Below are 21,110 nucleotides of genomic sequence, written 5' to 3'. Positions count from 1 at the left end.
ATAATTATACATTTAAATAAAAAGATTTACAAAGTGTTTAAAAATTATTTAGCAACTAATGTGATTTTGGGAGATAAATAAGGAGGAAGAAAAAAATATTATAGATCTATAGATTGAGAGGAACATAGAGAAAGCTTTTGTTAAAAACTTAGATGGCTGCAGCAATCTGTGTAATAAACGATTTGATTTTAAAAAGACTTTTAAACATCTGGGCTAAAATGATACACTATAATCTACGTTATTTTAGAAATGAATAGAGGGATTTATATGATAGATAAAATTAAAAATGTTGTAGAGGATATGTATGAAGATGAAGCAAAACATTTACTTCAAAGTATTCTAATACAGTTAGATGTATTAGACGGGAATTATAGCGAAGATATGATAAAAAATTTAACGAGTATCCCTAAGCAATTGACGAGTCATACAACTCAGGAAAAAAATTTAGAAGAAAGCACACACATTCATATTGCCTTTGATGATTCAACTGCCGGATGTTTAAAATATATGTTGAAACAAGAAGGATTACACGAGGAGAGTGTTGTTTCATACTCTGAATTCTTTTCAATTGGTCCCATACATCAATTACATACGAATGAAGGTCAATTAGCAAGGACACAGTGGTTATTAAATAACTTAACTTCTTATGATTGTTATTTTGAAGAAGAGTATTTACCAAGATTTAAGGAGACTTTAGAAGATCTACATTCAATTCCGAATGAAACACCGATTACCATTTGGAAGGCGGATAATGCCCATGAGCATGTAGGGCTTTGTTTTGCAATTGCGCAATTAAAAGATAAGAAAGATATTCGTGTTCTGAATACTTCTGAAGCGAGTAGAGAAATATTAAAACAAGATTATGATATTCGTGGAACTGGAGAATTATCTCCTGAAAGTTTAGCACTATTCAAAAAAAGTTTTGTGGAATTTCCGTATTTACCTGAAGAGAAGCGAATGAAGTTTGCACATGAGTGGGATAGATTATCGCAAAGCACGGAGTTTTTAAGAGTTTGGAAAGACGATGAAGTGCATTCTGTACAAGAAGATTATTTTGATCAATTCATTATTGAGTGTGCGAAAAATGTAGGAGCAGATAAAGAATTTCATAAAGCTCCGAGAGTAATAGGTGAAGCACTTGGACTTGCGGATCAATTGGTTGGGGATACGTTTTTGGAATACCGCTTGAAAGAATTAATTAAGCAAGAAGTATTTGAATATGAAGGTTCATTAGATCAAATGCGTTTTTATAGTGTGAAGTTAATAAAATAAAAATTATATTTTGTTTATAAAAAAGCTCGTATTTTAAAAATACGAGCTTTTTTTAGATGAATTTAGGCTATACATAAGCTTCCTATGAATGGCGTATCACATATGAATGTTAAAAGAAACAAATGAAAAGAAGGTGATGGGTTATTATGTATAACCAACAAAACTATCCATATGATCAAGAGATGTATTATAATCCACAAAACTACGGTTATGAATCTACAAATGAAGTGAGAGATATTGAACAAGAAGACTATAGACCAGATGATGCGGAAGATGCTCCAACGTCACCACCACCGTCACAAGCTCCGTCGTTACCGTCCACATTTGCTTCTCCAGCACAAGCAGGCAATATGAAATCTTGGATGTGTAACTGTCTAGGAAGATGGGGCTATTTACGTTTACATCGACCTGGTCCTTTCGGAAGAGATTTATGGTTCTTTCCAACCGAGGTAAGAAGAAGCGGGGTTTCAGGTTACACTTGGCAAGGTGGTCGTCGTCGTAAAGTAAGTTATCGATATCAACAAATTAATAATTTTATGTGCTTCGCATAATAGGAAGTGAGAGAGTAGAATAATTTTACTCTCTCACTTTTTTATTTTTCAATATACGAAGTAAGATTTTAATTAAAAATTTACAATTTTCTAGTTTTTATTGAAGTATAATTCAAATGTTAGGTTGATTTACACAAATAATTGAGAGTGAGGGAATGTAATGTCAATAAAAAATAGGGTTGGCCGAAAAATAGAGGATGGCATTAATTTAGCTTCCGCTCAGTTTAAAGAAGATGCTTATGAAATTTATAAAGAATCGAGAAAAGTACAGCCTATATTATTTGTAAATCAAATTGAAATCGGTAAAGAATGGCTCATTACAAGATATGAAGATGCTCTGCCGCTTTTAAAAGATAATCGCTTAAAAAAAGATCAGGCAAATGTGTTTCCTCAAGATACAAAGAACATGCATCTTTCCGTTGACAATAGTGATCATTTAACAACGCACATGTTAAATTCGGACCCACCTAACCACAGTCGTTTGCGATCTTTAGTTCAAAAAGCTTTTACACCGAAGATGATTTCACAATTAGACGGAAGAATTCAGAGAATAGCGGATGATTTAATAAGTGAAATAGAGCGAAAAGGTACATTAAATCTTGTGGATGATTATTCATTCCCATTACCGATTATTGTAATAAGTGAGATGCTTGGAATTCCAAAAGAGGATCAAGCGAAATTTAGAATTTGGTCTCATGCTGTCATTGCATCGCCAGAAACACCTGAAGAAATAAAAGAAACCGAAAAACAACTATCTGAGTTTATTACATATCTCCAATATATAGTTGATGTAAAACGAAAAAATCCAAAAGAAGATTTGGTTAGTGCGTTAATACTTGCAGAAAATGAAGGGCATAAACTTAGTGCTCGAGAGCTATATTCAATGATCATGTTATTAATTGTAGCCGGACACGAGACGACAGTGAATTTAATAACAAATACGGTATTAGCACTTCTTGAAAATCCGAAGCAATTACAGTTATTAAAAGAAAATCCGGAATTAATTGATTCAGCTATTGAGGAAGGATTGCGTTATTATTCTCCAGTTGAGGTGACGACTGCAAGATGGGCGGCTGAGCCGTTTCAAATTCATGACCAAACAATCCAAAAAGGAGATATGGTTATTATCGCATTAGCTTCAGCAAACCGTGATGAAACAGTATTTGAAAACCCAGAAGTATTCGATATTATGCGTGAGAATAACCGTCACATTGCTTTTGGACATGGTAGCCATTTCTGTTTAGGAGCTCCACTTGCTAGGTTGGAAGCAAAGATTGCTATTACTGCTCTGTTTAAAAGAATGCCATCGTTACAAATAAAAGGTGAGCGTGACAAAATTAATTGGCAAGGTAATTATTTAATGCGTTCTTTAGAGGAATTACCATTGTCTTTTTAGAATAGTTATATTGAGACATGCATACACGACAAATGATTAACATAGAGTATGTATGTGTTATTTAAATTCGAAACGGAAGGGTGAAAACATCCCAATGATCAACTAATTCTATTTGTAAGAGATCTTCGTTAAAAAACGAAATATTCTTCTGGATAGGATTAGTATGTGCATGTATAGAAAAGGGATGTGTTTCGCACTGCGAATATATAGTCTTTTCATATGATTTGTGCTGCCTCCTGTTCAGAACACGAAATAGGAGGCTTTTTTATGTCGACGACTGCAGAAACGAAACAAAATCATGGGGTATCACAAGTATTAAAAAATCGATTTGTGCAAGGGATTCTAGCATCAGCATTATTTTTACAAGTTGGAATTTGGGTTCGTAACTTTGCGGTATTACTTTATGTTATGGAAATGACGAAAGGTGATGCTTTTGCTATTTCGATGATTTCGGTTGCTGAATTTGCTCCCATTTTTATTTTCTCATTCATTGGTGGAACTTTTGCTGATAGGTGGAAGCCAAAGAAGACAATGATATGGTGTGAGACGTTAAGTTCTATTTCCGTATTCGCTGTATTAATTACTCTTATGTTTGGAACGTGGAAAATCGTGTTTTTTGTGACGCTTATTTCTGCAATCCTTTCGCAGTTTTCTCAACCATCCGGTATGAAGTTGTTTAAACAGCATTTATCAACGGAACACATTCAATTAGCGATGTCTATATATCAAACAATATTTGCGATTTTTATGGTGTTAGGACCGATTCTTGGTACATTTATTTTTCATAGTTTTGGAATTTATATTTCAATCATCATAACAGGTATCGCTTTTTTACTTGCTGCAGCTGTGTTGTTATTTCTTCCGAAAGATCTTGAGAATGATAATGAGAAGAAAGAAATTACGCTGTTACAGGAAATGCTGGATGGTATTAAATATGTAAAAAAGAAAAAAGCATTAACTTTGCTAGGGTTTTGTTTTATGGCAGCAGGACTAGGTATAGGTTTAATTCAGCCACTAGGCATCTTTATTGTGACTGAGCAGTTAGGGTTATCAAAAGAGAGTTTACAATGGTTACTAACGGTAAATGGTGCAGGAATGATTGTTGGGGGCGCTTTAGCGATGGTATTTGCGAAGAACGTTGCTCCGCAAAAGATGTTAATTATCGGTATGCTAGGTCAGGCGATCGGTATTGGGATTATAGGTTATTCCACAAATTTATGGGTAACACTCACAGCACAACTTTTTAGTGGGTTAGCTCTTCCGTGTATCCAAATAGGGATTAATACACTCATTATTCAAAATAGTGATACTGATTTTATTGGTCGTGTAAATGGCATTTTAAGTCCATTATTTACCGGTTCAATGGTAGTAACAATGAGTATTGCTGGTTCGTTAAAAGAAATGTTTTCATTAAGTACGATGTATGAGGGCACAGCTTTACTATTTATAATTGGATTATTATTTATTTTACCGATATACAATTTAAAGCCAGTAATAGCAATAGAAAATGAAATAAGTGATAAAGGAAGTGTTGTACAAAATGAATCCTAATCCAAATGTTAAGTACCCTATTGAAGGAAATCAAAATGTCCAATTTATAAAAAATACAATAACAAAAGCTAATATACTCATTGGAGACTATTCATATTATGATGCGAAAGATGGAGAAACATTTGAAGATCGTGTATTACATCATTATGAATTTCTTGGAGATCGCCTTATACTTGGAAAGTTTTGTTGTATTGCAAATGGAGTTACCTTTATTATGAACGGAGCGAATCATCGGATGGATGGATTTTCGGCATATCCATTTAATATATTTGGAAATGGGTGGGAGAAGTATACACCTAATTTGTCTGATTTACCTTACAAAGGTGATACAGTTATAGGAAATGACGTTTGGATTGGTATGGATACAACGATTATGCCCGGAATAAAAATAGGAGATGGTGCAATCATTGCAGCTAAATCTGTTGTGGCTAGAGACGTCGCACCATATACAATTGTTGGCGGAAACCCTGCAAATAAAATAAAGGAACGATTTACAAATACAATAGTAGAAGAATTATTGCAAATTCAATGGTGGCATTTTGACATTGAAAAAATAACCGAAAATATAGATGCTATTGTACAAGGAGACATTGAACCATTAAGAAAGTTAAAAAGGTAATAAAAAATGCATGACAAAGAGTATCATACCTCCGAATTTTGTTAATGATAATAGAACAAGGAGGTGTGATACTATGGCACAAGACGTTTTATGTGAAGTAAACAACTGTAAATTTTGGGCTAACGGCAATAAATGTAGTGCAGATGCAATTTATGTAGTAAGTCATAAAGGTAAACATGCATCTACAACTGAAGAAACAGATTGCAAAACTTTTGATCCAGAAGTATAAATTTTTGAAGGGTAGCCAAATCGCGGTTGCCCTTTTATTAATTATAGTATTGATAATAAATATCATTTTCATTCATTGTTTTTAACTTTTCTTTTTATTTTTTCATATTTTCTTCATAAGTGATGTAATCCAGAGCAATTCATGTTCAATACGCGATTTACTAAATTCAATGACTTCTGTAATAAAAGATGAGCTAACATGTAAAGATTGAATAGCAGTAAGCTGTTTATGTAGTACGTCTTGGCCTATTGTTAAAATTTCTTTTCTAGCTTCGTAATCAAGTTTTTCAAATAGCGCGATACGCACAAGGAATTCAGCGTTATTTGTCGCAATCTTTTCGGGAAACTCTCTTAACATTTCATAAAAAATTTCTTCTCCTGTTTCAGTTATGTCGTACATATTTCGATTCGGCTTTCCGACTTGTTTATGTATTTGTTTAATTATAGCCCCCATATTTTCGAAGCGCCGAAGAGCGGGATACAGTGTATTATGGGGTTCAGCCGAGATACGTGTAAAAACGGGTCATAAGCTGTAATATATTCCCATTATTGGTTTTTTAGTTAAAAATATCTACCTCATGATTAACAAAAAGCTGATTACCTATGCGCTATAAATGAACTGCCCCCAATTGTTAAACAAAACCTAGCAATTGGGGGCAGTTCATAGTTATCATTTGACTCTTCTAGTGACTTTCTCAAGTAAAGCACCCTTTGGTTGAATAAGATTTATTTATTCATTCCCATCAATCGCTTAATTGTTCTTATTTGTCCACGATGATTAATTTCGTCTTCCATAACGTGAAACCACAAGTAGTAATTATTATAAGGCACACCATTATCCCACTTGTTTTCCTCGAATAACCAGCTATCTTGTTTTGATTTCAGATATGTTAGTGTATTTTCTCTAACTTGTGATAATTCATTCAAATAATAATCTAAAGATTGCTTTTTTATTCCTTCCCTTGCTTTGTCTCCAAGTTCTAAAGAAATTCGCCACTTTAGATATTCACTTTCAGTTAAATCTCTTTTTTCAAACGAGATAACTTGATGAACAAACTCCATCGCTGCAATATGTGATAAGAGAGAACCAATAGTGTTTGAACTACCGTTTGGTAAGAAATCTAAATCACTTTGGTTTAAATTGGAGATTTCGCTCAATGTAACATCTCTTGTATGTTCAAGCATTGTTACAAGCTCTCCAATCTTATTTGAATAGTTTTCTTTTGAAATTATTCTATAATCTATCATATATATCCCTCCAATTCATGCTAAGCATAAGTTTACCAATAAAATAAAAAAAACAAAGTCTGAAAATTCATGTAAAATAATGATATAATTTAATTGAATATAAAGAAAAAGGAAACCTGTTTTTATCAGTGTTACCTTATCCAAGACTAAATTTTACCCATACATCATTTTTTTGATGTAGCTCTTGAAGATAAAAACTATTTAATTTTCAAGGAACAGTTATTAACTTAAAACTTATTATACGAGGAGGGTGTATCATGAAAAAAATATGCTTTGTATTAATTGTCGACGCTGGTATAAATTATGGTTCAATATTTTCTCTACCATTTTTAAGGAATCAGGATGATTTGAAGGAATATTTTTCTAAGTATTATGATGTTTCAATTAATTATATTAGGGATAAAAACTCAGTTGACTATTTGGTAGTTCCCAAACCGTGTCCACCTTTTGATAATGAAAATAATCTTCCAATAATTGAAGTACCAGCAATCTTATTTATGGAAAAGGATTTTGAAAAAATAAAGACTTATATAGACAATTATTTTTCTAATAACTCATAAAGAAAATAAAAGTACAGTAAAAAGAAGTCCGATAAAAAACGAGTGGCGTAGAATATTTCTATTAATCATTCGTTTTTTATTATATTTACATATCAGTCTATCGCAAATGAACTTGTACAAAATATCGGAAAATATAGTGAGGTTAATATCGTTGAAGAGTTTGCTGCACCTTTACCTGTTACCGTCATATCCGATTTATTAGGAGTGCCAACAACGGATCGTAAAAAGATTAAAGAATGGTCTGATATTTTATTTATGCCATATAGTAAAGAAAAATTTAACGATTTGGATGTAGAAAAAGGAATTGCGTTAAATGAATTTAAAACGTACCTGCTTCCAATTGTTCAAGAGAAAAGATATCATTTAACCGACGATATTATTTCAGATTTAATACGAGCTGAATATGAAGGTGAAAGATTAACCGATGAAGAAATAGTTACTTTTTCTTTAGGTTTATTAGCGGCAGGTAATGAAACAACTACAAATTTAATTATTAATAGCTTTTATTGCTTTTTAGTAGATTCACCTGGAATATATGAAGAGTTAAGAAAAGAACCTACGTTAATTTCAAAAGCGATTGAGGAAGTTTTACGCTATCGCTTTCCCATTACATTAGCTAGGAGGATTACAGCGGACACAAATATATTTGGACCTTTTATGAAAAAGGATCAAATGATTGTTGCGTGGGTTAGTGCAGCAAATTTAGATGAGAAAAAGTTCTTACAAGCTTCTAAATTTAATTTACACAGAATAGGAAATGAAAAGCATTTAACCTTTGGTAAAGGTCCTCATTTTTGCTTAGGGGCGCCACTTGCACGTTTAGAAGCTGAGATTGAATTAACTACCTTTATAAATGCCTTTGAAAAAATAGAGTTATCTCCATCGTTCAATTTAGAAAAATGTATATTAGAAAATGAACAAACATTAAAATACTTACCTATTCTTTTGAAAACTAGGTAAAACGTTCAGCAAGGTACAAAATTACTGTACCTTGTTTTTTTATTTCTCAATTGTAAATTTTTAGTGGTCTATTTAGTATGGAAGTGTATGAAAGAAGAGTGGAGGAGGATGCTTATGTTAACGTGTAATGGAAGTAAAACGTTTCAAACATTTATTAAAGCTGTAACGGATCTAATTGATAGTAATTTATTAGAAGATCAAATTGTTTGTGCGATTGAAAAATTACTAGAAGAACTTTTAGAAAAAAAAACATGGCTTCCGCTAGAAAAACAGAAGGCGAATTCGGCTCAATATGCACGACACTTGTTATATGAAGATCCTTTAAAGCGATTTGAAGTATTAGCTCTTGTATGGAAAGATGGACAATCTACACCTTTACATGATCATGATGGTACATGGGGAGTAGAAGGCGTTTTTTCAGGAAGGATAATGGTGCAGAACTTTATACAAACTAAGCAGCTTGAAAATTCACTTGTTTATTTAACCCATACAGGAAATCTTTATTTGGGAGAAGGAGAAACAGATAAAGTCATTCCACCAGCTGATTGTCATATTCTTAAAATAGCTGAATGTGAAAGTGTTGTCACGATTCATATTTACGGAAAACGTTTAGAAAAGTTTAAAGTATATGTCCCAACTGAAGAAAAGAATGTGTATATGTGTGAGACAAAATATATTAGTTATAGTTCATAGTTTAAAATCAAAAGCTTTTCTTTAAAGAGAAAAGCTTTTGATTTTATTTTTAATTATTTCTTGACCTGAAACGCTTTTCATAAATTATAAATAAGAAGTACTTAACGAGCTCAATATGAAAACGATACCTTTTTGTTAAATAGATCTCGTGTATTTATAGAAAGTGGTGAAGAAATAATGAAATTAATAGCAATTGACTTAGATGGAACCCTTCTTTCCGGTAATAAAATGATAAGTAAAGAAAATGCAGAAGCAATTCGAAAATGTCAGGAAGCAGGCCATGTTGTAGCTATTTGTACAGGGCGTTCTATCGTTGATATTGAACGATTATTGTTAGAAGTTAATTTAGAGTGTCCAATTATTGCGGAAAATGGTGCCCTTATTTATAAAGATAAGAAAATGATGAAGAGATATCCAATTCAAAATATGCAGGCACTTGAGATTGTAGAATATCTTGAAGAGAATGGCTTGTATTATCAGCTTTATACTAATAAAGGTGTGTATGTACCAGATTATGGAGTAGAGAGTGTACGTAATGAAATCGAGTATGTGAGGAATGCAAAAGAAAATTTCGATTTGAAAGAGTTAGAAACGATTGCAGCATTATATCTTGAACATACAGCATTTCATAGTACAGAAAGTTGTAAACCAATTGTAGAAACTGATATACATGTGCATAAACTTTTACCGTTTTCTTATGACATAGAGAAATTAAAAAAATTAAAAGAAACGTTTCTGCATAATACAGATTTAGCTATTACATCTTCCTATTGGCATAATTTAGAGATTAATCATCGAGATGCTCAAAAAGGAAATGGATTATATACTTTAGCAGAACATCTTAATATTCCAGTTGAAAACACTGTAGCAATAGGTGATGGCTTAAACGATGTTTCTATGATGGAGAGAGCAAATATATCAATTGCAATGGGAAATGCAGTTGAAGAAATAAAAGCGATGTGTCAATACGAAACGTTAACAAATGAAGAACATGGTGTCGCACATGCTTTATATAAATATGTAATGTAATAAAAAAAGAAAAAAGAATCCAAATAGATTCTTTTTTCTTTTTATTAGGGGTAAGGTATTCTATGTGATTCATAGAAGCCTTATTACACCTAATTATATAGAATATATTGGAATAAATGTTTATATTTTTCATGAAAATTATGAAAAATTCGTGAACTTTATGTTTATTGTATTTTTATAGTGCTGTTAGCAGCGCGTAACACTCCCATATTATTTTCTGTTTTTAATTGAAAAATAGAATTTGTTAGAATAATTATTCTACAGCTATATACCTAGGAGCACTTTCTTCGTATAATGAAGAAGTATGAATTTTGAATTTGTATAATTTTTACATATCGAGGTGAAAAAGGAATGGATGCGCGGCTAATGGAACTTATTGATGTGAGTACAATAGAAACCATGGCAGAACAATTTTATAAATTAACCAACATATCACATCAACTTCTTGATGCTGAAAACGAATGTATATTTTCATTTGGAATTAATGAAATGAAAGTATGTAAACTTCCCAAAATTGAAATCCCCCTTTTCTTATACAATCAATATTTAGGATCTTTTATTGTATGGTCCAAACGAAGCGAAATTTGCAATTGCCAAAAATATTTTGAAATGCTTTCTAACCTCATTATAACTGGGATGAAAAAAGCAGTTCAAAGTAAAAATACATCGTTACTTTCTCGAAAAGAGGAAGAACTACATACGATCTTACAAAACATGCCTGTTATGGTTGATGTGCTTGACTATAATGGAGATTTTGTTTTATGGAATCGAGAATGCGAGATTGTAACAGGTTATACTGCTGAAGAAATAATTGGGAATCCAAACGCTCTTCAATTACTGTATCCTGACCATAATTATCGCCATCAAATACAAAATAAATTTTTGACTCGTGGAAAAAATTTTAGAGATTGGGAAATGAGTTTAACATGTAAAAATGGTGAAATTAAAACGATAATGTGGTCCAATATATCAGAACAGTTTCCTGTAACAGGATTTAGTTACTGGGCTGTTGGGGTAGATATTACACATTTAAAAGCGATAGAAGAGCAATTAAAACAACAAACGTCTGAATTAGAATTAATTTTTAAAGCTTTACCAGATTTATGTTTTTTAACAGAAGATGATGGGACAATTATAGATTATAAAGCAGGATCCCCTACAAAATTTTACGTACCTGCAGAAGCTTTTATGGGAAAAAAGTTTTACGAAATATTACCGTCTCCAGTAGCACAGCAATTTCAAGAAGCAATTCGCCAATTGAAAGAAGAAGGAAAGAATGTAATTGTAGAATATGTCCTGACAATTAATGGAAGTATCGATTTCTTTGAAGCTAGATGTTTACCATTATTACAAGATAAAATTATGATCATTGTACGCGATATCACAGAGCGGAAAAAGGCAGAAGAATTGCTAAATAAATCAGATACACTTGCGGCAATTGGTCAATTAGCAGCCGGTGTAGCTCATGAAGTGAGAAACCCATTAACTGTAATTAAAGGATTTATACAGTTATTCCAAATTAATAAAGAAGATCAAGAAAAATATTTTGATCTTATGCTTTCCGAAATAGAAAGAATAGAAGCAATCCTCCAAGAGTTTTTGTCGATTGCTAAAACTGATGAAATAAATACAGAAAAGAAAAATATTTATCAAATTTTTAAAAATGTCGTATCATTAATTAATACAAAAGCAATCATGACAAATATTCAAGTTGAACTATTTACAGATTCCAAAGAGATAATCATTGAATGCTCAGAAAATCAATTGAAACAAGTATTTATTAATATTTTGCAAAATTCAATTGAAGCAATGCTAGATGGCGGGAAAATTTCAATCCATATAAAAGAAATACATAAAAAAGGTGTCATTATTAGTGTAATAGATGAAGGAGTAGGAATACCTGAAGAAAGAATTAAAAGATTAGGTGAACCTTTCTATAGTACGAAAGAAAAAGGTACCGGTATTGGATTGATGTTAAGTTATAAGATAATTGAAGGTCATCAAGGAACAATAAGTATAATGAGTGAGGTTGGCGTCGGGACAACTGTAACTATTTACTTGCCGAAAATTCAGAGTAAACAATCTCTATCAAATTGTGATGATAAATGTATATCGATACGTTCTAGTATTAACTCTTAAATAAATGATTATATACCCAATGAAAAAAGCTAAACTTTTTTCATTGGGTATTTTTATATTTAATTTAGTAAACTTTACCTTTTCTTAACCTTTGTTTTAATTTCTATTAAGTTTTTATCAGTATATTAATATTTGTACAAAGTACTGTATAGAAAATGTGCATTACTTTTAATATATAGATTCAATTGTTATTAGAAATACTGTAAGGAGGAGATTATGACAAGGTGAAAAAGCAAGTGAAAAAAAGTGGTAGAGCAATACCGATGCGGTTAAATATTTTATTTCTATGTGTATTTTTATTATTTTCTGCAATGATTATACAGTTAGGTAAAGTGCAAATTTTCGATGGAGAGACTTATAAAAATGAAGTAGAAAAGAGAGAAAATGCAACTGTGAGCCTATCTGTCCCACGTGGGAAAATATTTGATCGAGAAGGGAATCCAGTTGTTGATAATACATCTTTACGCACGATCACGTACACAAAGATGAAAGGTGTAAAATCAGAAGATATATTAAAAACTGCAAGACAACTTGTAGACATAATTGAAATGCCGCAAGAAGATATAGATAAGTTAAATGAGACAGATAAGAAAGATTTTTGGATGCAATTAAATCCGCAACTGGCTGAAAATCTAGTATCGAAAAAAGAAATAGATACATTTAGAGAAAAGGATATTAGCGGCAAGAAGCTAGATAAAAAAATAGAAGAGTTAAAAAGAAAACGGGTTACAGATAAAAATCTTCAGGAATTAACAGAGAAAGATATAAAAGTGTTAGCTATTAAAAGTAAGATGACTTCAGGTTATCAAATGGCACCTCAAATTATTAAAAAAGATGTTAGTGAAAAGGAATTTACTATAATTAGTGAAGGTTTAGCGAATCTCCCAGGTGTAGACGTATCGGTGGATTGGGAGAGAGTGTATGTAAATGATGGATTATTCCGATCTGTTCTTGGAAATGTTTCTAATTCCGATGAAGGATTACCAAGTGAACGATTAGATTACTACTTGGTACGTGATTATAGCCGAAATGATAGGGTTGGAAAAAGTTATATCGAGCAGCAATATGAAGATGTACTTCATGGTACAAAAAAAGAAGTAAGAAGCGTTGCTGATAAACAAGGTAATACAATTAGAACGGAAACCGTTTCTGAGGGAAAGAGCGGTAAGAATTTAACTTTAACAATAGATATGGAATTACAGAAAAAAGTAGAAGAGAGCATAGAAAAAATATTAAAGGTCTATAAAGGTTCAGAATCGATGTTGGACCGTGCTTTCGTTGTAATGATAAATCCGAAAAATGGTCAAGTATTATCAATGGCAGGGAAAAAATTAGTAGAAAAAGATGGGAAAACAGAAGTTGAAGATTATGCTTTAGGTACGATGACAAGTTCATATGAGCTTGGATCAACAGTTAAAGGTGCGACAATATTGACTGGTTTCGAAACGAAAGCTATAACACCAGGTACTTACTTTTATGATGCGCCTATGAAGTTTAAAGGAACTAAGGAGAAAAAGTCTTGGAAAGATTTCGGGAATATTGATGATCTAAGAGCTTTACAAGTTTCTTCTAACGTTTATATGTTTAATACAGCATTAAAAATTGCAGGTGTAGATTATGTGAAAAATAGTTCATTAAATATTAAACAGGAGTACTTTGATAAAATGAGGTATTATTTCAGGCAATTTGGATTAGGTGTTCCAACGGGTATTGATTTACCGAATGAAACAGCTGGACAAATTGGTAAAAAAGATAATCAACCTGGTTTTTTACTAGACTACTCAATTGGCCAGTATGACACCTATACGCCACTTCAGCTTGTACAGTATATTTCAACAATCGCAAACGGTGGATATCGAATGAAGCCACAAATTGTTCAAGAGGTAAGAGAGCAAACGTCGCAAAAAGATGAGATTGGTAAAGTGGTGCATGCAGTAGAACCAATCGTTTTAAATAAGATAGATATGAAAGAGGAATATATAAATCAAGTAAAAGAAGGATTTAGAAGGGTATTCCAAGAAGGTGATGGAACAGGAGTAAGGGCGTTCCAAAAAGCATCTTATAAGCCAGCAGGTAAAACAGGGACAGCACAGACAGTATACGGTGGAGAAAGTGATATTGGAAGAAATGAAAAAGGTGAGCGAAGAGAATGTTATAATTTAACGTTAGCAGGATATGCGCCGTATGATAATCCAGAAGTAGCATTCTCTGTAGTTGTGCCGTGGGTTATTAATGATAAATCTGGTATTAACTCTGATATTGGAAAAGAAGTTTTAGATGCTTATTTTGAATTAAAAAATAAGCGATTAACTGGCGAAGCACCAAAAACAGATGACTCTAAAGAGAATTAAAATATACGAAACGTCTCTAGCAATTATATGAACTAGAGACGTTTTTTACATACGAATAGATTAGAAATGAGGTATATATGAAGCAATTGATTCTAAAAGATCGGAGAAAAATATGTAGCTATATTTTAATTATAATAGGAATTATTTTTATTAATAAGTCATTTTTATTTTGTATGGTAGAAGGAATTTCGATGCAACCTACTTTGAATGAGAATAATCGCATACTTGTTAATAAGGCTAGCATCTATTTTTCTTCTTTTCATCATGGTGATGTTGTAATAATAAAAAAAGAAGACTCGGCTACATACTACGTGAAACGAATTATTGGATTACCGGGGAATAACATATAATTAAGAGACGATGAGGTATATATTAACGGTAAAAAGCGTGATGAGTCGTATATACAGTTAGATATGTCACAAGTATCAAATCGTTTTTCAAACTGTAGAGAAATGAAAGTTCCCACGCATAAATTATTTGTGTTAGGTGATAATCGAAATCATAGTAAAGATAGTAGGAATACGCTTGGACTAATTGATGAGTCAAATATAATAGGTAAAGTGAAGATGGTATATTATCCATTTGATCAAATAAAATAATTCTATTAGATATGCACGTTTTATAAAATAAATCATATATTGATAGCATAGGACAAGCAGAAAAGCTTATCCTAACCTCACAGAACACTCCTTATCACAGTTAGGCATCTACATTTTATGTAGATGCCTTTTTCAATGTCTGATAATTATTTATCAACCTAAAGTAGTAAGTATATTGGGACTATTAAGGGAAGATTGCTTGTAATAATAACAGTACGATTAATAAGAACATTGAATTGTAGGAGTGAGAAATAAGTGATGAATATTTTAATAGTTAATTTCCCTGCAGAGGGACATGTAAATCCTACATTAAGTTTAGTAAAGGCCTTTACTGAAAGAGGTGATAACGTACACTATATTACAACGGAAAGCTTTAAGGAAAGGCTTGAAGTTTTGGGAGCCATTGTACATACTCATCCGGATTTATTAAAGGAGATTTCTATTGATAATGAAACTTCATATGGATTAAAATCTTTCTTTCATGTACATGTTCAAACTTCTTTATACATATTAGAAATTACGAAACGATTATGTAAAAGCATTAATTTTGATTTCGTAGTTTATGATATATTTGGTGCTGGAGAGTTAGTAAAGGAATATTTACAAGTTCCAGGCATAGTTTCCTCTCCTATATTTTTAATTCCACCAGTATTATTGGAAACCTTGCCTTTTCATCCAAATGCAGAAATACAATTCCAACCCGATGAACTCTCTGAAAAGTTACTGTATCAAATGGAACATGAATTTGGAGTAAAACCCAAAAATAATCTTCAATTTATGCATAATAAGGGAGATATTAGTCTCGTGTATACAAGTCGTTATTTTCAACCTAATAGCGATTCGTTCGGAGAAAACAATGTTTTTATTGGACCGAGTATTATAAAGCGCAAAACAAATGTAAAGTTTCCACTTGAATTGCTTTCAAAAAAGAAAGTTATTTATATTTCAATGGGAACACTTCTCGAAGGGCTCGAACCATTTTTTAATACTTGTATTGATGCTTTTTCAAATTTCGAAGGGATTGTAGTAATGGCGATTGGTGATAGAAATGATATTTCGAAGATTAAGCAAGCGCCAGACAACTTTATTATAACCCCTTACGTACCTCAATCAGAAATATTAAGTGAAGCAGATGTTTTTATTACACATGGTGGAATGAATAGTGTGCACGATGCAATCCATTATAATGTCCCATTTGTGATAATACCGCATGATAAAGATCAACCTATGATAGCGCAAAGATTAACTGAGCTTGAGGCAGCACATAGATTATTGAAAGAGCATGTTAATGTGCAAACTTTAAAAAAGGCGGTAACAGACGTTCTTTCAAATAAAAAGTATAAACATGGCATTCAAAAACTGAATGAAAGTTTTTTAGAGTGTGGTGGTTCCAAAAGAGCCATTGCAGTTATTGATGCTCTTTTAAATAAATAGTTCGGATAATATAAAAGCATAGAGGCTCTACCTGTATGCTTTTATATTATTATCCAGCAAATTGTACAGCAGTATTCGCATGTAAATAAGCAGTATCAAAAACAGGAACAGATAGATCATTTTGGGAAATGAGCAAAGGAATTTCCGTACAGCCAAGTAGAATTCCTTCAGCCCCATTATTAATTAATGAATTGGTAATTTGTATTAGTTTTTCTTTTGATGTTTCTGAAATAACTCCTCTACTTAATTCATTTAATATGACGTGATGGATAAAAGTTCTTTCTTCGTCATTTGGGATGATAGTCTCAATGTTATATTTTGCTAGTCGTGATGTATAAAAATCTTGTTCCATTGTTTGTTTCGTTCCTAATAATCCGATCCGTTTTATATTCTGTTCTACCATTTCTTTAGCACTTACATCACCGATATGAAGAAGTGGGATTGATATTGCTTGTTCTACTTCCTCAGCAAATAGATGTACGGTATTAGAACACATTAGTAAACATTCAGCTCCTGAGTTTTCTACCTTTTTTGCTACCGTGACTAATTCATTTTTCACTTCTTCATATTGATGGTTTTGCAATAATGTAGTTACCTCCCCAAAGTCCATGCTATATAAAACAAGCTTCGCATTTTGATCATATTTAGAGAGAGTCAGTGTATTAATGTGTTTATAGTACAACGATGTTGATTCCCAACTTAGTCCGCCAATTAAGCCAATTACTTTCATCATGCATTCCTCCCGTAACAATTTTGAATTTATTATTTCATAATTCCGATAAGAATACAATGATTTAAGTGAACTATTTATCGAAAAATAAAAATAGTAAGAAAAGTATTGAAATTATTTATTGTTAGTGCCATAATACAGATTACAAATACATACTTATCCAGAGAGGTAGAGGGAACGGCCCTTTGAAGCCTCAGCAACCCCTATGTAATTACATAGGAAGGTGCTAATTCCGCAGGGGACACTATGTGTCTTTTGAAAGATAAGGGGATTCTTGTACGTGAAAGAAAATGACCTCTTATTTAAGAGGTCATTTTTTGTTGTATAGAAAGGAAGTGTCGATGCATAATTCATTTTCAAAATAAATATAGAGTATTAAAAGTTGAATAATACGAGAGGGGAATTGTAATGAACAAATTAACGACAAAGCTAGTAGTAGCTATTGGAATTGGAGCAGCTCTATACGGGGTATTAGGGCTTTGGGGATTTTCTATCGCACCGAATACATTTATTAAACCCGCATTGGCTATTTTAACAGTTTTTGGAGCGTTATTTGGCCCGGTAGCAGGACTTTTAATAGGACTCATCGGTCATACCGTTACAGATACGATCGCTGGTTGGGGTATTTGGTGGGGATGGGTTATTAGTTCAGGTATTATTGGTTTAGCAATGGGACTCATACAAAAAAGAGTTGGTTTTAGTGTAAAACATGGAACGTATAATAACCGTGATATTTCTTATTTTGCAATTGCAGGGTTAATTGGTATTGTCATAGCAATTATATTTGCTGGAGCATTCGATATTATTGTGATGGGAGAACCGTTTGACAAAATAGTTATACAAGTACTAGGCGCAACAATTGCAGACGTTATCGTATTTTTAGTTCTTGGCTTACCAATCACGATCGGTCTAGCGAAATCAAATAAGAAACATACACATTTAAAAATTGAAAAGTAGGGATGAATACATGCAACCAATTATTTCTTTTGAACAATTTACCTTTCAATATAGGCATACCACGCAGCCTACTTTAAAAGATATTACATTTCAAATATATCCTGGGGAAAAGGTACTTATCGCTGGACGAAGTGGTTCAGGTAAGTCAACATTAGCTCATTGTATAAATGGGCTAATCCCATTTTCTTACGAAGGGATAAGTACCGGTAACATTTTAATAGCTGGAAAGGATCCGAGAAAAGGTAGTGTTTTTGAACAGAGTAAACACGTAGGGACAATATTACAAGATCAAGATTCACAATTTATAGGCCTTACTGTCGAAGAGGATGTAGCATTTGCATTAGAAAACGATTGTGTAAATCAAATAGAAATGAAAAAGATTGTTACGGATTCTTTAAAAAAGGTAAGCATGCAGGACTTTCATACACAAAGTCCGCATGAATTATCAGGAGGTCAAAAACAGACAGTCTCTCTTGCAGGTCTGCTAACGACAAATGCCGATATATTATTATTTGATGAACCGTTAGCTAATTTGGATCCTGCATGTAGTTTGAATACAATAGAACTCATTAAAAATATACATGAGAAATATAATAAAACAATTGTAATTATTGAACATCGAATAGAAGAAATTTTAAACCTTGATTTAGATAAAATTATTTTAATAGATGAGGGAGAAGTTATTGCCGTTGGTTCACCGGATAGTATTTTAAATTCTAATATATTACCAAATATCGGACTAAGAGAACCTATTTATATAGAGGCGCTAAAGAAATTAAATTTTGATAGTAATAATGTTAGGGTATTTCCAATTGAAAATCTTCGTAATGCAGGCGTTCATAGCCTATTAAAGAACTGGATGCATAAGCAAGTTTCATCAAAAAACAAATATATTAAAAAAGCTTTATGCAAGATAGAAAATTTATCATTTACGTACAATAACAAACATACAGCCTTAGAAGATATCAACCTTTCAATAGGAGAGGGAGAAATAGTAGCGTTATTGGGTCATAATGGAGCAGGGAAATCGACATTAGCTCATACACTTATAGGAATAAATAAAACGAAGAATGGGAGAATAACATTCGATGGAGAAAATATAAATTGTTGGTCTATTCGTAAACGCGGGGAAGTTATTTCTTACGTTATGCAAAACCCAAATCAAATGATGACACAGCCTACTGTTTTAGAAGAGGTTTCATATTCATTAAAATTAAAAAAGGTTTCTAAAGATGAGATTAAGACAAGAGTCGAAAAATCTTTAAAAATTTGTGGATTATATCCATTTCGTAACTGGCCAATTCAGGCATTAAGCTATGGACAAAAAAAGAGGCTTACTATTGCATCTGTACTTATAACAAACCCAAAACTTATTGTATTAGATGAGCCGACAGCTGGACAAGATTATTACCATTACAAACAGTTTATGTCGTTTATTAGAAAACTGGCTGAAAAGGGCATATCCTTTATTATTATCACACACGATATGAATCTTGCTTTAGAATATGCAGATCGAGCGGTAGTTCTGCATGAAGGGAAAATTATTGCGGACAATACTGTATCTGCTGTTTTAGGGGATAAAGGAACGTTACAAAGAGCTAATCTACGGGAGATTTCATTAATAAAACTAGCTAAATTAAGCGGAATTCCAACTCCAGAAACATTTGTGCAACTTTATATTGAAGCTAATAGGAGGGAGGAATATGCATAATACGTATTTGTATCGTATGGATGGTGCAATTAAATTATCTTTATTTATATTTTGTATGACACTTACTTTTTTATTTTTTGATTTTCGTATATTGCTAATTTTATTTATTGTTGGATGTATCGGCCTCTTAATTGCAAAAATTCAATTGCGTAAAATTATAGTTATTTTCAGCGTTATATTTACATTTAGTTTATTAAATTCCGTTATGATTCTTTTCATTACGCCCACCCATGGATCGGAATTAACGGGATCGTATACCTCTTTTTTTTATATAGGTTATGCAACAATTACATATGAAACTTTATTTTATGCAGCTACACTTTCATTGAAATATTTTACGTTATTACCATTTACACTTCTTTTTATTTATACAACTCATCCAAGTGAATTTGTAAGCAGCTTAAATAAATTTGCTGTTCCTTATAAAATTACATATGCAATAAATATTGCACTGCGTTATATACCAAGTATTCAATCTGAATATATAATCATTAGACACGCGCAGGAAGCAAGAGGCGTACCTTTTGAAAAAGGAGAAGCGAGCTTGTGGATTCGTATGAAAAACCGTGTTTTAATTTTTTGGCCACTTATTATTCATTCATTAGAAAGGATTGATACTGTTTCAAATGCAATGGATTTAAGAGGTTTTGGAAAAAAGGATAAACGAACGTGGTACTATGCAAAAGACGCACAAAAGGAGGATTACATCACACTTTTTGTTGGTATTATCATTTTGATTATTGCAGTTTACTTAAAGCTGAATGTATTCCAAAGCTTCTGGTACCCATTTTAAAGCACTCTCAATAGAGTGCTTTTACTAATTTTTATGAAGACATGCTCAAAAAAGGGAGATATACATACTGTATAATACGAACCAGTTAAAATGATCAACTACCTATTAGTTTTCAAACCAAAAGGAGGAAAAAATATGAGTTTCGGCGGTTCTTGTGGTTTTGGTGGAGGTTTCGCTTTATTAGTTGTGTTATTTATTTTATTAATTATTGTTGGATGTAGCTGTTGGAGCTAAGGGTACTAATTTCTAATTAGTCTCTTCTAAATGTAAATTAAAAAAACATAGCAGA

General features: G+C 32.2%; 19 protein-coding genes, 2 pseudogenes and 1 riboswitch. Of the genes and pseudogenes, 18 read left to right on the top strand and 3 right to left on the bottom strand.

Annotation, left to right across the window (positions count from 1 at the left end; translation table 11 throughout):
• The first annotated feature begins 267 nt into the window (after nt 1-267).
• The 6 genes from NSQ08_RS11900 (at nt 268) to NSQ08_RS11875 (ending at nt 5,618) form a co-directional block, all read left to right on the top strand.
• Nucleotides 268-1,272, top strand: a complete 1,005-nt coding sequence (locus NSQ08_RS11900) for a DUF1835 domain-containing protein (RefSeq protein ID WP_215586372.1) — start codon at nt 268-270, stop codon at nt 1,270-1,272.
• Between the two features lie 146 nt (nt 1,273-1,418).
• A complete protein-coding gene (locus tag NSQ08_RS11895) occupies nt 1,419-1,823 on the top strand; it encodes a hypothetical protein (protein WP_088039497.1) in 405 nt (134 codons plus the stop codon).
• Between the two features lie 160 nt (nt 1,824-1,983).
• Nucleotides 1,984-3,219: a cytochrome P450 family protein gene (locus NSQ08_RS11890; RefSeq protein ID WP_340774998.1), complete on the top strand. Its 1,236-nt coding sequence runs from the start codon at nt 1,984-1,986 to the stop codon at nt 3,217-3,219.
• A gap of 267 nt (nt 3,220-3,486) precedes the next feature.
• Nucleotides 3,487-4,770 carry an MFS transporter gene (locus NSQ08_RS11885; protein ID WP_340774995.1) on the top strand — a complete coding sequence of 428 codons (1,284 nt, stop codon included), beginning with the start codon at nt 3,487-3,489 and terminating at the stop codon, nt 4,768-4,770.
• Nucleotides 4,760-5,389: a Vat family streptogramin A O-acetyltransferase gene (locus tag NSQ08_RS11880; protein ID WP_061690125.1), complete on the top strand. Its 630-nt coding sequence runs from the start codon at nt 4,760-4,762 to the stop codon at nt 5,387-5,389. The genes NSQ08_RS11885 and NSQ08_RS11880 overlap by 11 nt, the downstream gene beginning before the upstream one ends.
• A 73-nt stretch (nt 5,390-5,462) precedes the next feature.
• Complete coding sequence (locus tag NSQ08_RS11875) at nt 5,463-5,618, top strand: DUF1540 domain-containing protein (protein ID WP_000046089.1); 156 nt, start codon at nt 5,463-5,465, stop codon at nt 5,616-5,618.
• A 102-nt stretch (nt 5,619-5,720) separates the two neighbouring features.
• Here NSQ08_RS11875 and NSQ08_RS11870 read toward each other — a convergent pair whose 3' ends face one another.
• Both NSQ08_RS11870 and NSQ08_RS11865 read right to left on the bottom strand, forming a co-directional pair.
• Nucleotides 5,721-6,125: a PadR family transcriptional regulator gene (locus NSQ08_RS11870; protein ID WP_340780136.1), complete on the bottom strand. Its 405-nt coding sequence runs from the start codon at nt 6,123-6,125 to the stop codon at nt 5,721-5,723.
• A 218-nt stretch (nt 6,126-6,343) separates the two neighbouring features.
• Nucleotides 6,344-6,865 (bottom strand): DinB family protein, encoded by a 522-nt coding sequence (locus tag NSQ08_RS11865; RefSeq protein WP_002168266.1) that lies wholly within the window; start codon nt 6,863-6,865, stop codon nt 6,344-6,346.
• A 257-nt stretch (nt 6,866-7,122) separates the two neighbouring features.
• Here NSQ08_RS11865 and NSQ08_RS11860 point away from each other — a divergent pair, with 257 nt between their 5' ends.
• The 8 genes and pseudogenes from NSQ08_RS11860 to NSQ08_RS11825 all read left to right on the top strand — a co-directional run bounded on the left by NSQ08_RS11860 (nt 7,123) and on the right by NSQ08_RS11825 (nt 16,630).
• Nucleotides 7,123-7,425 (top strand): hypothetical protein, encoded by a 303-nt coding sequence (locus NSQ08_RS11860; protein ID WP_000717614.1) that lies wholly within the window; start codon nt 7,123-7,125, stop codon nt 7,423-7,425.
• A gap of 93 nt (nt 7,426-7,518) precedes the next feature.
• A pseudogene (locus tag NSQ08_RS11855) lies at nt 7,519-8,385 on the top strand (cytochrome P450); the annotation flags it as partial.
• A 114-nt stretch (nt 8,386-8,499) separates the two neighbouring features.
• Complete coding sequence (locus NSQ08_RS11850) at nt 8,500-9,078, top strand: cysteine dioxygenase family protein (protein WP_002136626.1); 579 nt, start codon at nt 8,500-8,502, stop codon at nt 9,076-9,078.
• A gap of 177 nt (nt 9,079-9,255) precedes the next feature.
• A complete protein-coding gene (locus NSQ08_RS11845; RefSeq protein ID WP_340774983.1) occupies nt 9,256-10,107 on the top strand; it encodes a Cof-type HAD-IIB family hydrolase in 852 nt (283 codons plus the stop codon).
• Between the two features lie 351 nt (nt 10,108-10,458).
• Nucleotides 10,459-12,246: an ATP-binding protein gene (locus tag NSQ08_RS11840; RefSeq protein ID WP_340774976.1), complete on the top strand. Its 1,788-nt coding sequence runs from the start codon at nt 10,459-10,461 to the stop codon at nt 12,244-12,246.
• A 224-nt stretch (nt 12,247-12,470) separates the two neighbouring features.
• Complete coding sequence (locus NSQ08_RS11835) at nt 12,471-14,597, top strand: peptidoglycan D,D-transpeptidase FtsI family protein (protein ID WP_340774974.1); 2,127 nt, start codon at nt 12,471-12,473, stop codon at nt 14,595-14,597.
• Nucleotides 14,598-14,674: 77 nt separating this feature from the next.
• A pseudogene (gene lepB / locus NSQ08_RS11830) lies at nt 14,675-15,196 on the top strand (signal peptidase I).
• Nucleotides 15,197-15,451: 255 nt separating this feature from the next.
• Complete coding sequence (locus NSQ08_RS11825) at nt 15,452-16,630, top strand: macrolide family glycosyltransferase (RefSeq protein WP_002085238.1); 1,179 nt, start codon at nt 15,452-15,454, stop codon at nt 16,628-16,630.
• Nucleotides 16,631-16,679: 49 nt separating this feature from the next.
• On the opposite strand, the gene NSQ08_RS11820 is transcribed toward NSQ08_RS11825, so the two are convergent.
• The gene (locus NSQ08_RS11820) at nt 16,680-17,363 is read right to left on the bottom strand and encodes an aspartate/glutamate racemase family protein (RefSeq protein ID WP_012261026.1); all 684 of its coding nucleotides are present in this window, start codon (nt 17,361-17,363) and stop codon (nt 16,680-16,682) included.
• Between the two features lie 150 nt (nt 17,364-17,513).
• Nucleotides 17,514-17,629, top strand: a riboswitch (SAM riboswitch).
• Nucleotides 17,630-17,768: 139 nt separating this feature from the next.
• On the opposite strand from NSQ08_RS11820, the gene NSQ08_RS11815 reads away from it, so the two are divergent.
• From NSQ08_RS11815 to NSQ08_RS11800, 4 genes are all read left to right on the top strand, one after another.
• Nucleotides 17,769-18,317 (top strand): ECF-type riboflavin transporter substrate-binding protein, encoded by a 549-nt coding sequence (locus tag NSQ08_RS11815; RefSeq protein ID WP_002127640.1) that lies wholly within the window; start codon nt 17,769-17,771, stop codon nt 18,315-18,317.
• Nucleotides 18,318-18,327: 10 nt separating this feature from the next.
• Nucleotides 18,328-20,028 (top strand): ABC transporter ATP-binding protein, encoded by a 1,701-nt coding sequence (locus NSQ08_RS11810; RefSeq protein WP_340774963.1) that lies wholly within the window; start codon nt 18,328-18,330, stop codon nt 20,026-20,028.
• On the top strand, nt 20,021-20,821 hold the full coding sequence (locus NSQ08_RS11805; RefSeq protein ID WP_305927605.1) for an energy-coupling factor transporter transmembrane component T family protein: 801 nt from the start codon (nt 20,021-20,023) through the stop codon (nt 20,819-20,821). The genes NSQ08_RS11810 and NSQ08_RS11805 overlap by 8 nt, the downstream gene beginning before the upstream one ends.
• A 135-nt stretch (nt 20,822-20,956) precedes the next feature.
• Nucleotides 20,957-21,055, top strand: a complete 99-nt coding sequence (locus NSQ08_RS11800) for a YjcZ family sporulation protein (RefSeq protein WP_000007808.1) — start codon at nt 20,957-20,959, stop codon at nt 21,053-21,055.
• The last annotated feature ends 55 nt before the right edge of the window (nt 21,056-21,110 follow it).

It is taken from the genome of Bacillus sp. FSL E2-8887 (assembly GCF_038007205.1).
GTDB lineage: Bacteria > Bacillota > Bacilli > Bacillales > Bacillaceae_G > Bacillus_A > Bacillus_A mycoides.
Note: the sequence above shows the minus strand (reverse complement) of the source record. Positions and strands in the feature narration are given on the sequence as shown.